Source organism: Nocardiopsis sp. NPDC006938 (assembly GCF_042869555.1).
Taxonomy (GTDB): domain Bacteria; phylum Actinomycetota; class Actinomycetes; order Streptosporangiales; family Streptosporangiaceae; genus Nocardiopsis.
Genome location: NZ_JBIAGA010000020.1, coordinates 24,249 through 36,385 on the forward strand (window position 1 = coordinate 24,249; position 12,137 = coordinate 36,385).

The window sequence follows — 12,137 nt, forward strand, 5'->3', positions numbered from 1 at the left end:
AAGCACGCATGGGGAATCTGAACAGCGAACTCTTCGCGGCGATCGACAGCGTCGCCAGCGGGGCCGACGAACACGCGCTGGCCGCCTCGGTCCAGGAACTCATGGCGAAGTACCGGGGCCGGGTCGACCCCGAGGACCTGGTGCTCGCCTCCGACACCGACGTCGCCGCCTACGCCGCGTACCGGCTCCCCGCCACCTTCACCGCCGCCCGCGCGGCCTTCGAGACCGCCGCGGCCTCGATCCCGGACCTCGCGCCCGCGACCCACCTGGACGTCGGCGGCGGCATGGGCGCCGCCGTGTGGGCCGCCTCGGACGCCTGGCCGTCGCTGCGCTCCACCACGGTGCTGGAGCAGTCCGCCCCCGCGATCGCCCTGGGCAGGCGGATCGCCCGCAGGTCCACCGCCCCGGCCGTCAGCGGCTCCGAATGGCGGCGGTTCCGGCTCACCGGCGCCGTTCCGGACGGGCCGCGCGTGGACCTGGCCACCATGTCGTACGTGCTCAACGAGCTCACCCCCCGGGTCCAGGAGGAGGTCGTACGCTCCCTCGCCCGCCGGGCCGGGACGGTCGTGCTGATCGAACCCGGCACCCCGGAGGGCTACGCGCGCGTCATCGCCGCCCGGCGACAGCTCGCCGAGGAGGGACTGACGGTGGCCGCCCCCTGCCCCCACGGCGAGGCCTGCCCCATCGCTCCAGGCGAGGACTGGTGCCACTTCTCCGAGCGGCTCAACCGCTCCGGCGTCCAGCGCAGGCTGAAGTTCGGCACGCTCGGGTTCGAGGACGAGAAGTTCTCGTTCGTGGCCGCCACGTCCGCACCCGTGGCGCGCCCCGTGAACCGCGTCCTGCGCCATCCCCACAAGCGCAAGGGACTGGTGTCGCTGAACCTGTGCACCACGCCGCCGGGTGTCGAGGAGCGGGTGGTGTCCAAACGCCAGGGCGAGACCTACCGCGCGGCCCGCAAGACCGAGTGGGGCGACGCGTGGCCGCCCCCGGAGGGGGCCAGCCGCTGACCGTGCCCGGACGCGCGTCCGTTACCCTTCGGCGTGCACCCCCCGAGCATGGAAACGAAGCCCCGTGGAACCACTGCGCCCTGACGACCCCCGAGAGCTGGGGCGCTTCCGCCTGCTCCGACGCGTGGGCGAGGGCGGCATGGGGGTGGTGTTCCTCGCCGTCTCCACCGAGGCCTCCGGGGAGGACCTGGCCGCGGTGAAGGTGATCCGCCCCGAGTACGCCGGGGAGCGTGAGTTCCGCGCCCGGTTCGCCAGCGAGGTCGACCTCGCCCGCCGGGTGCGCGGCCCCTACACCGCGCGCGTCCTGGACGCCGACACCGACGGCACGCGCCCCTGGCTGGCCACCGAGTACGTACCCGGCCCCTCCCTGCACGACGCCGTACGCGACAGCGGCCCGTTCCCCGAGTCCTCGCTCCGAGTGCTCGCGGCGGGGCTGGCCGAGGCCCTGTCGGCGATCCACGCGGTCGGACTGATCCACCGCGACCTCAAGCCCTCCAACGTCCTGCTCTCGCCGCGCGGCCCCCAGGTGATCGACTTCGGGATCGCCCGTGCCGCCGACGCCACCCAGCTCACCCGCACCGGTCAGGCCCTGGGCACGCCCGCGTACATGTCGCCGGAGCAGGCCGTGGGGTCGGTCGTCGACCGGCGCAGCGACCTGTTCTCCTTCGGCGGGGTGCTGCTGTTCACCGCCACCGGCCGTCAACCCTTCGGGGCGGGCAACGCCCCGGCACAGCTGTACCGGGTGGTCAACGAGGAACCGGACCTGGGCGGCGTGCCCGAGGCTCTGCGCCCGCTGGTCACGGCGTGCCTGGCCAAGGCCCCGGACGACCGCCCGGAGCTGGGCGCGGTGCTGGCCGAACTGACCGGCACCGTGCTGCCGCTGGGCGACGACGACGCCACCGAGTGGTTGCCCGACGCCGTCGCCACCCAGGTCAGACGCACCCTCGCCCAGACCAGGATCGTTCCGACCCTGGCCGCGACGGCCGTGGAGGTCGAGGCGGATGCGGTCGCGCGGGGAGACGCCGACGAGGAGGGTCCCGGGGAGGGCCCAGCGGGCGGGGAGGCTCTCAAGGAGGACACCGCTACGGGTGGAGGGGAGTCCGGGAGCGTCGCCGCCGGGGCGCCCACCGGAGCTTCGGAGGACCCGACCGCCGAGGTGGGTGGGACGGAGGCGCAGGCGTCGGAAGGCCCCGACGTGCCCCCGGCCGAGGCCCCCGCGCGACCCGCTGGACCCTCCGACGACGCTCCCGCACCGTCCACCGGCTCCCCGTCCGTGCCCCCGGCCCCGGACGCCGAGCCCGCGCGGGCGGCCCCCACCGCGAGTTCCTCCGTGGCGGAGCGGACCAAGGCGGCCGCCCCGGAACCGCGATCTCCCGGGGCGGACGAGGGACCCGCCGAGTACCCCGGGACACCTCTGCCTCCCCCGCCGGAACCACAGGTGGTGAACGCCGAGGAGACCCCGAGTCCACGGATGTTCTGGGTGGTGGGCGCCGCCGCCGTCGCGGCCGTGACCGCCCTCGCCCTGGTCGTCAACGCCACGGGCGAAACCACCACCGTCACCGCGTCGGGTTCCGGTGGTGACAGGAGCGCGTCCAACGAACCCCCTCCGCTGGAGCCCACCCCCGACGGCACCCGGCCGAACCACAAGGCGGTGGTGGACTCGGTCTTCCTCGGTGGAGGCGACCGCTTCGCGACGCTTTCCACCGCCGGAGTGAACGTCTTCGAGACCGACCGCGTCGAACAGGTGAGCCGCCTCACCCGCGCGAACGAGAACTTCGCCTTCAGCTACTCGCACCTGGCGGCCACCCCCGACGGCTCCGCTCTCGCGGGTAAGGCCGTCAGGTCCGTCAACGACGGCGTGGCCGCGATCCACGTCTGGGACCCGCAGACGTCGGAACGGCACGTCGTCGAACTGCCCGACGCCGGGGACGACGGGTTCTTCGCGCTCGCCCCGGACGGCGCCACGGTGTACTTCGCCGACCCCGGGGAGAACACGGTGAGCGCGTTCGGCGTGGAGGACGGCGAGGAACGCTACAGCGTGGAGGTCCCCGGGGAACCCCTCTCCGACGGCGACCCCGAACGGACGGTCCAAGGTGTGCTCCACGGGGTGGGGACCTCACCCGAGGGAGACCTGCTGGTCGCCGCTCTGGACAACGGTGTCGCCGTGTGGGACGCCGCCACCGGGGAGCCTCACCCGGAGGTCCCGGAGTTGCGGCCGTGGCCCGGCACGTTCGAGGAGGCCACCGCGATCAGCGACGGGACGGTCGTCTCCGCTGGTCCCCAGGGTGTGGCCCTGTGGGACCTGCGGTCCGGGGAGGAGCCCCGCACGTTCCCGTTGCCGGAGGAACTCCGGGAAACGACGGCCACGGTCCGGGAGGTGGCTCTCGGCGACGGCGGGGACCTGGTGTTCGCCTCGGGGCACGACGCGGATCGCGGCGACGGCTTCCTCGTCGCCTGGGACGCGGAGGGCGAACTCGTGGCGCGGGACGACTCCGCGCGCGTCTACCTGTCCCTCACCGCCTCCCCCGACGACTCGACCCTCCTGGTCTCCACCGACCGGTACGGCGGTGAGGAGACACGGCTCGTCCTCCTCGACGAGGAGCTGGAACCGGTGGAGGAGTTCACCGTCCCCACCCGCTGACCGCCCCGGGCCCTGCCGCGCGCCGCCCCCGTCCCAGGAACGGACACCCCATGCCGCATTCCGAGGAAACCGACCGCACCGTGGACGAACCGCTGGGCGGGCGGAGGGCTCCGATCGTGCTCGACACCGACGTCGGCGGCGACCCGGACGACGCCGTGGCGGTGGCTGCGGCGGCCCGCTCCGTGCCCGGGTTGGCCCTGGTTCTCACCAACGACGAGACCGGCGGGAGCGTCGGGTACGGCCAGCGGGCGCGTCTGGCCCGACGGCTCCTGGACCTGTTGGGAAGACCCGACGTCCCGGTCGTGGCGGGCCACGGTTCCGGCGGCACCCGCTACTTCTGTGCCGGGACGCTGGTTCCCGGCGAGGTGCCCGCGCAGCCCCGGGACGTCGTGGGCGCCGTCCGCGACCTCCTCTCCCGCACCGAGGGAGTCGTGCGCTGGGTGGGCATGGGGGCGCTGAGCAACCTCGCCCTCGTACTCTCGGAGGTCCCCGAGGCCCGGGAGCGCCTGTGCGTGACACAGATGGGCGGCGCCCTGAACTACCGGAACCCCTCCGTCGCCGAGCACAACATCCGGATGGACGTCGGTGCCGCGCACCGGGTCTTCTCGGCGATCGGGCGGGGGCGGCTCACCGGTGTCCGGCTGGTCATCTCGGACGTCACCTTCCGGACCGACATCGAGGTGGACCGCGACAGCGCGCTGTACCGGCGCCTGTCGGTGTTCGGCGAGCACACCTGGCAGGGGCTGCTCCACCGCCACCTCGACCTCTGGTTCGACTCCTTCCATCCGGGCAGCATCCAGCACGACGCCCTCACGCTGTCGGCCGCGCTCGACCTGCCGTTCGTTCACCTGGACCGGGCGGAGGTGGCTCTGGACGACCGGGGAAGGATGTCCCTCGCCCCGGGCGGTGCCCCAGTGTGGTTGAGCGCCTCCGCGACCTACGCCCCCTTCAACCGCTGGCTCGAGGACTGCCTCTTCCTGCCCGAGGGCGGCGGTGCCGAGCAGGGGTGATCAGGGCCCGCGGCCCCAGGCCAGCTCTCAGGACCGGCCCTCGCGGCCCTCCTCCGTTCCCGAGGGCTCCGAGCTCTCCCGACGCCGACCGGTACCCCACGGCCGGACCGGGGGCGCCGCCTCCGTGGGACTGACCCCACCAGGGCGATCCCCGCCCGGTGCTCCCGCGAACGCCCCCACCCCCACGGCCGGACCGGGGGCGCCGCCTCCGGAAACTGGCCCTCCCAGGGGCAGCACGCCCTGCGGAGCCGTCAGAGCCAGGCGGCCGTGTCCCCGCCCCACCGGGTGGACGCGTGCTCCCAGTCGGCCGGACCGCCCTCGTAGGAGACCGGCGGGAGCGCGTGGCGCAGCCTTCCGTACGCGGACGGGCTCTCGGTGAGCCACGCGGCGGGGTCGTACCCGCCCCCGTCCGACGGCACCGGAGCGATGTCGTTCATCAGCCATCCGGCGGTCCCCGCCAGGGAGAACCTCAGGTGGCGGCCCCGGCCGTCGGTCTGCCGGTCGGTGAGGGCCCGCAACACCCCGGCGGCGAGCAGGTAGCCGGTGCCGTGGTCCAGGGCCTGGGCGGGCAGCGCCCCCGGGCGTCCCTCGGGGCCCGACTCGATCGCCGCGATCCCGCTCGCGGCCTGCACCAGGCTGTCGAACCCTCTTCGCCGCGCCCACGGCCCCGTCCAGCCCCAGGCGCACAGTTGGGCCACGACCAGCCCGGGGCGTCGGGCGACCAGTTCCTCGGCGGCCAGTCCGTGGCGGTCCAGCCCGCCCGGCCGGTAGCCGGTGACCACCACGTCGGCGGTCTCCAGCAACGCCTCGAAACTCGCTCGCCCCTCGTCTGTTCCCAGGTCCAGCAGGGTGGAGCGCTTGCCCATGCCGGTGTCGGTGTGGCTGTCCGGGTCCTCCTCCAGGTCCGGGGAGTCCACCCGCAGCACGTCGGCGGCGAACAGCGCGAGGGTGCGGGTGGCGACCGGTCCGGCGATGATGCGGGTCAGGTCGAGGACCCGCACCCCGCTGGCGGGCAGGTGTCCCTCGGGCAGTCGGCGGCCGCCGTCCCCGCCGAGCACACTGGACTCGGCGAGCGGGAGCCCGGCGGCCCGGAACGCCCCCTCGGCCCCGGGCTCCCCACCGTCTCCGGGAGCGGGCGCCACGGCGACCGCCAGGCCGCCCTCCGCGTAGACCCGCTCCTCGATCTCACGCGCGGGCATCGCGGCCAGCCGCTCCGCGAGCGCCTCCGGGCCGGTGTCCTCGGCCATGCCCAGGGCGGCGAGCAGACGGGCACGGTGGTGGGGATAGTTGGCGTGGGTGCGCACCCAGCCGTCGGCGGCCCGCCAGAACCCGGACAGCGGGGCGAAGGGGGTCGGGGCCCGGTCGTCCACCAGCAGGTGGCGTTCGCTGATGAAGGAGGTGGCCACGGCGCCCTCGTCGACAGTCACCGGGGGAACCGGCCCGTGGACGCGCGCGGCCAGGAGTTCGGCGGCTGCCAGTGAGCAGACGCCCACGGTGGCCCGGGCGAGTTCACGGACCGGTAGTGCGGCCGGGAGCACCTCGCCCGCGCCCCGGTAGGAGACCCGTTCGGTGAGTTCGGGCGCGCCGCCGATCGCCTGCCATGCCCGGGCCGTCGCTTCGTCTCGTACTCCGCTGGGGGTGGTCATGAGGCCATTGTGCCCATCCGGGCGCGGCGCCGCAGCGGTCGGCTCCGGGTTGTGGACAACGGTGGTGTCCACAACCTCACACGCATCCCTCGGGCCTCCCGAACACCACGGACACCCCGTGCCCCGTCCCCGCCGTACCGGCCTCCTCACCGGTCTCCTCCACAGGCCCGAAGGAAGGGACACGGTCTGTCACCGAACGGTGCGATACTCCCGGCATGCCCCTACCTCTCCCCTCCGACCCCTCCTCGTCCACCCTCTACCTGGACTGGGTCCGGGCCCACTCCCCCGAGCACGAGCCCCAGGCACGCCGCCTCCTCGACCGGTTCACTGAGCAGCTGCGCACGTCTCCCCACGACACGGGATACCTCCAGGGGTACATGGACAGCTGGCTCAGGGAGACCGGACTTCCCACAGAGCACCGGCCCTGGCTCGCCGACACGGTCGCCCACCGCCTCCTCAGGCACAGGGGCGGGCACGCGGACGGACAGGCGGCCAGGCACGCGGCCGCCGCCTACCTCCGGGCGCGCGAGCTGGAGTCGCGGCACGGTCTCACCCGCGACCCCCACCACGTCGCCGAGAACGCCCTCCTCTTCGCACGGCACGGCGTACTGCCCGCCTCGGAAGTGCGCGCCCACCGCGACCGGCTGGCCGAACACCGCACACCGGAGGAGGCGCACCGCGAGTTCGTCCGCTTCCTGGACGCCTGGACCTCCGGCGGCGCCGTGGCGGCGGCCACCGTGCGATCACCCCACAACCGCGCCTCGGTGGGCACCCCGCCCCCGGCCGACCTCGTCTCCCAGGTGCGCGTCTCGGTACGGTCCCTGGGCCTGGCCCCGGAACCCGCCGCCGAGGAGACCGCCCGCGTCATCGGCCGGTTCCTCGCCGCCTCCCGCGGCAACCCCGTGCCGGACGGTCTGCTGAACCAGGCGGGGGCCGCCTTCACCAAGGCCCCGCCCCGCCCGGAGCACACGGCCGGGATCGCCGCCCTCTTCCCCACCACGGCCGGGGACGGCGCCGCCTGGCTGCGGATGTTGGAGACCTCGGGAATCGCCGACGCCATGGTGGAGGGCCGTCTGCGGCCCGAGGGCGGCTACGCGGCCTGGCTGTCGGAGTTCCACTTCATGTACGGGCACCTGTGGTCCCGCAACGCGGTGGGCCAGCAGGAGCTCCCCGAGGAACTGTTCACGATGCTGTCCCGGTTGGCCCCCCGGCTGCGCGCGGAGGCGGCCCCGGTCCGCCTGTTCGAGGGCCGCTACCTGCACAACCGTGTGAACGGGCGCCTCCTCATCGCCTGTGACGACCTCGGTATCGCGGTGGACGCGCCCGAGGACCGCACCCGGCCCATCCGTGAGGCCGTCCGGCTGGCCCGTTCGCCCCAGCTCGACCCCCACCTCGTGGAGGAGACGCGCGAGCGACTCACCCGCCTGCGCTCGGTGCCGCTCGGCGAGGTCGAACTGGAGCTGTCCGCCCTGGACCTCAACCTCTCCCACCCGGTGATGGCCGCCCTGGAAGGCCTCCCCGCATCCCTGGCCGAACTCGACATGGTCGAGCCACTGGCCCGCACCCTGCGGTTCGGTGTCCCCGCCGAGCACACCTGGCCCGCCTTCGAGGAGGCCGTCGCGGAGGTCGCGGCCCTTCCCGGGGGCGTCCTGGGAGCGACCTCCACGTGGCCCGCCCTCACCGTGTACGGCCGTGACACCGCGATCACCGTCGACCACGCGGGGCGGCGCGGCACCCACCGGTTCCACCTGCCGGAGGAGGCCGCCGCGCACGTCGTTCACCATGTCGGCGGCGACGCCCTGGTGACCTGGTGGAAGGCCGAGGACCACGAGCGTTGGGGCGACCGCCGACCGCGCGCGTTCTGGTGCTCGGCCCCCGAGGACACGTTCTCGACCGGGCCCGACCCCGCCCTGTACAACAGCGGCACCGCCCACCACTACGACCTCGGTCTCATACTGGAGAGTCCGGACGGAGGCCGGTACGACAAGGACCGCATCCTCTACCCGGGCGACCGCACCGGCATCACCTACGGGGGAGAGCACACCACCGACGGCGTGCGGGTGTGGAACGACCCGAACCACTGGAACACCCCGGCCCCCGAGGTCGACGCGGCCACCGGAGCCCCGGCGGGGCGCTCCGGACCCGACTTCCTCACCGAAGAGGAGCGCCTGGACTACGCCGCCCTCCTGTCCACACGGCTGCACCTGGTCCGGCTGCCCGACGGAGTCGACGACTCCCCGCTGGGCGCCAAGGACGGGCTCGCCGGGGCCAGGGCCGTGTGGACCGGCCCCGGAAAGGCGGACGACCGCCACCCCGATCGCGCGATCGAGGGCACCGACGGCCGTCGGGCCGCGTTCTCGGACCACCGGGACCTCATCTACTGGGGTGTCGTCCGTATGCCCGAGAACCCCGCCGAGGGACTCCTCGCCTACCGCTGGCAGTCGGGTCACACCGTGCTCCAGTGCCGGGACGCCACCGACGACTCCCTGGTCTGGGAGGTCTGGGCCTATCCCAAGGGCAGGCTGCGCGAACTCGACGCCGTGGGCCGCCGCCCCCTCGCACCACCGCCCGCCTACTGGCACTTCCTGGCCCCGCGCGACCCCGCGGCCAGCAGGGCCCTGCGCGCGGTGGACTCCGAGGCCGCGCGGCTCCTCCTGGAGAGCGCCCTGGCCGCGCCGGTACCCGAGGACCCGGCTCCGGACGTCGCGCTCCCCGAGGTCGCCGACGGCATCGCCCGGGCCCGCGCCGCGGCGGTACGCGAGGCCCTGCCGCGCGTGCTTGCCGAGGTCACCGACCCGGAGGTCGTCGAGGGGGTGGTGTGGGCGGTGCTGTGGGCCGTGGAACTCCGTCTGACGGCGGAGGCGATGGCCGACCGCACGGGGCGGGTCCGGTCCGGGCGGCTGCCCCGCCCGGCCGGGGAGGTCCCGGACCGGAAGCTGGCGGACGCGCTGGCCGGGCTGCTGCCGGACGGCACCTTCACGCTCGGCTTCCCGGACAGGTCCGGCATGATCACGGCGATCGCCGCCGACGGCGCCCGGTTGGACGGCCGGTCCGGTGAGTCCGACCGGCGGCTGGGCCCGCCCGGAACTCCGGCGGCGCCCTGGCCCCGTCTCCTGGGTCTGACCGACGCCGTCGTCTGGCGCCTGGCCACCGGGTCCGCCGGGGGCGATCGGCGGGACGCTCTGGTGGCGCTGGTGCGCACGCTGGCCGACCAGCCCTTCACGAACCCCGGCACGGAGTGGGTCACGGGCACCGCCACCGGCGCGGCGCTGGGCCCCCTGCTGGCGACGGGCCGGGCGGTGGTGACCGATCCGCCCCGAGACCGGCAGCGCTACGCGAACGCCGCCGCACCGCACTGGTCCGGGCGCTACCTCCCGGAGCGTCGTTACGGCTACCTGCGCCCCGCGACGGCCCCGGAGCCGGAAGGCGCCGAGGAGGCCCCGCCCCTGCGTGTGGAGCGCGACGAGGCGGAAAGGCTGCGCGGTTTCCTGGAGTCGTGGGAACGCCGGGGCCCCGTGGAGGTCCCCGCCGAGGCGGTCAAGGTCTTCCGCCAGCACACCGGGGTGATGCGCCCCGTGGCGGAGTTCGTCCTGTCCGGCGGGGCTGGCTGGCCGGGGGCGCTCCCCAGCAGCAAGACCGCGCAGACCGAGTACCGCAAGACCGGGGCGAGGCTCTCCGCGGCGGACACGAACCGGCTCCTGGGATCGGCCGTGCCCGCTGACCCGGCCGACCTGTGGGAGGACGGCGGCATGGTGCGAGCCGCCGAACGGATGGCCCGGGTATGGGTGGAGCTCCTCGGGGTCCGGCCCTCCGCGTCCGCCAGGAAGGCGAAGAAGGACGCCCTCCCGGCCCTGGTCAAGAAGGACCTGGGGTTGGGTCCGGAGTGGGCGGCGCTCCTGACCGGACCGGGGGGCGCATCCGAGGGCGAAACCTCGGGTGGGACCGCGGACGCGGCCGCGGACGCCTCCGCCGGCGGCGGGGAACCCGAACCCCGCGCGGACACCGGAGCCGGGGAGGTCGCGATCCCGCTCCCGAACGGACCGTGGGAACGCCCCCTGATGCTCGACCGCTCCGACGGCGTGTACCCCGTGAGCCCGGCCACGGACAGCCAGGTCTACCTCTTCTCCCCGGAGAACCAGGTACGCCCCTACCTGTACACGGCCTCGCTACTGGTGTGGGCGCTCACCGAGCTCCCGGTGGGCCACCCCGGCCGGGCCCGCGCGGACCTCGTCCACGACGAGATGGTCCGTCGGCTCCGGTCGCCGCAGGTCGTCGTTCCCGCACCCGCCTACGTCAGCGCGGGCAAGGACGAGAAGTGGATCGATCTGACCGGAGCGCGCGAAGTCAGGGTCAGCGTGGAAGGCACCAGGATCAGGGTGGGCGCAGGGGGGACCATCGAGCCGGGCACCGGGCACGCGCTCTGGTCGGACGGCGTGCTCGTGGTCCCCGAGCACAGGACCTACCGGTTCTCGCACGTCATGCTCCTGCTCGCCGGGTTCTTCGACGACGAGGCCGTCGACCGCTGTCTGCGCGGCCTCGACGAGGGCGGATGGCACGAGTTGGCCTTCCTGGTCCGTCAGACGCGCGTGGTCTGTGGCGGTGGCCTGACACGCATGGTCGAACGGGCCGCGAACACCCCGGTTCCGGCGGGTGGTTTCGAGGCCGACCCGCGCCTGAGCGCCCCGGAGCTCGTGGCGGAGGTGTCCGAGCGGCTGAGGGTGAACGACGACGCGGCGACGCTCTACCTGCAAGTCCTCGCGCTGGCCCACCCGACGGACGGCAGGGTGCGCCGGTGGAACGGGTGGGGAACGGACCGGCACCGGAAGGCGGAGGAGCACCTGCTCGCCAGGGGGGTGGTCGAGCGCCGAAGGCGTTCCCGGGCCGGGCGGACGCTCTTCCTACCGGGCGGGTGGACGGAGCTGAAGGCGCCGTTCCCACCGATGGAGACGGCCAAGCTGGAGTCCCACTTCATCGGCACGGACTCAAGGCGAGCGGGACACGGTCCGTTCAGCCGGGCGCTGCCGGTGGCTCCCCCGCACGAGATGTTCGCCGAGGCCTGGCGAGAGCGCGGAGTCGGCTGATCCTCGCCGGGGAGAGCGGCGCGGTGCGGGGATGTCAGGGCGTCAGGGTGCTGGTGTGGAGAAATCCGGGGACTTCGGTGGTGAGAGAGGCCCGTTCTCGGAAAGAATCCCAGTAGCACCTCGAACACCCCGTGCCGTGGGGTGTTCCCCGTCGAGGTGCTGGAGGAGGGGGAAGGGACGTCGTTCATCTCGACCACCCGGCGCCGACGGTGTCGGGCCGTCGGGCTGGTCGACACGTTCCCGCCCTGGTCACCGTGTGGACCGGGGCCGGGTCATCGGCTCTCCCGATGGTCCACCCCCAGGCCCCCGAAGAGAAGGAGTTCCACGGATGTCGACGATCACTCCGGTGTGCCAGGCTCGGGCCACGGCGGCCCCTCGTGCCGGGAGGGTGCTGCCGCTGCCCAGCGCCGGCATCTGCGGCACGTGCAACGGCGAGGGCGGAAGCTGGGTCACCGGCTCCGGAGGTATCCGGGAGTGGGTGACGTGCGGCAACTGCCACGGCCGGGGTACCACCTGACGCGCTGAACCGGGACGGAGCCCGTCCGAGGCCGGGGGCTCCGTCGGCGCCGGGAGGCCAGCCCGAGGCCAGCCACCCGCGCCGGCCCCGGTCCCCTCCTCGGACCGAACACCGCGGTGTCGTGGGGCAGACCCACCCACGCCACCGGCGTCCCGATCCGACCGCACGACGAGGGCGGGGCCCGGCGCCCACACCGGGCCCCGCACCACCGCCGCGCACGCACGCCGTCGAGGAG

6 protein-coding genes are annotated in these 12,137 nt (G+C 74.3%); 5 read left to right on the plus strand and 1 reads right to left on the minus strand.

The annotated features are described in order from the left end of the window. Positions 1 to 8 precede the first annotated feature (8 nt). The 3 genes from ACFYL4_RS23980 to ACFYL4_RS23990 all read left to right on the plus strand — a co-directional run bounded on the left by ACFYL4_RS23980 (position 9) and on the right by ACFYL4_RS23990 (position 4,658). Positions 9 to 1,007, plus strand: coding sequence for a small ribosomal subunit Rsm22 family protein (locus ACFYL4_RS23980; protein WP_387521242.1), 999 nt, complete (start codon positions 9 to 11; stop codon positions 1,005 to 1,007). Positions 1,008 to 1,071: 64 nt separating this feature from the next. Further along, the gene (locus ACFYL4_RS23985; RefSeq protein WP_387521245.1) at positions 1,072 to 3,648 is read left to right on the plus strand and encodes a protein kinase; all 2,577 of its coding nucleotides are present in this window, start codon (positions 1,072 to 1,074) and stop codon (positions 3,646 to 3,648) included. 50 nt (positions 3,649 to 3,698) lie between these two features. Continuing rightward, complete coding sequence (locus tag ACFYL4_RS23990) at positions 3,699 to 4,658, plus strand: nucleoside hydrolase (protein WP_387521248.1); 960 nt, start codon at positions 3,699 to 3,701, stop codon at positions 4,656 to 4,658. Positions 4,659 to 4,909: 251 nt separating this feature from the next. Here the strand turns inward: ACFYL4_RS23990 and ACFYL4_RS23995 are convergent, their stop codons facing one another. Further along, positions 4,910 to 6,304 carry a CoA transferase gene (locus ACFYL4_RS23995; RefSeq protein ID WP_387521251.1) on the minus strand — a complete coding sequence of 465 codons (1,395 nt, stop codon included), beginning with the start codon at positions 6,302 to 6,304 and terminating at the stop codon, positions 4,910 to 4,912. A gap of 215 nt (positions 6,305 to 6,519) precedes the next feature. Here ACFYL4_RS23995 and ACFYL4_RS24000 point away from each other — a divergent pair, with 215 nt between their 5' ends. Beyond that, positions 6,520 to 11,385 carry a hypothetical protein gene (locus ACFYL4_RS24000; RefSeq protein WP_387521254.1) on the plus strand — a complete coding sequence of 1,622 codons (4,866 nt, stop codon included), beginning with the start codon at positions 6,520 to 6,522 and terminating at the stop codon, positions 11,383 to 11,385. Positions 11,386 to 11,713: 328 nt separating this feature from the next. Continuing rightward, on the plus strand, positions 11,714 to 11,902 hold the full coding sequence (locus ACFYL4_RS24005) for a hypothetical protein (protein ID WP_357767387.1): 189 nt from the start codon (positions 11,714 to 11,716) through the stop codon (positions 11,900 to 11,902). Positions 11,903 to 12,137 lie beyond the last annotated feature (235 nt).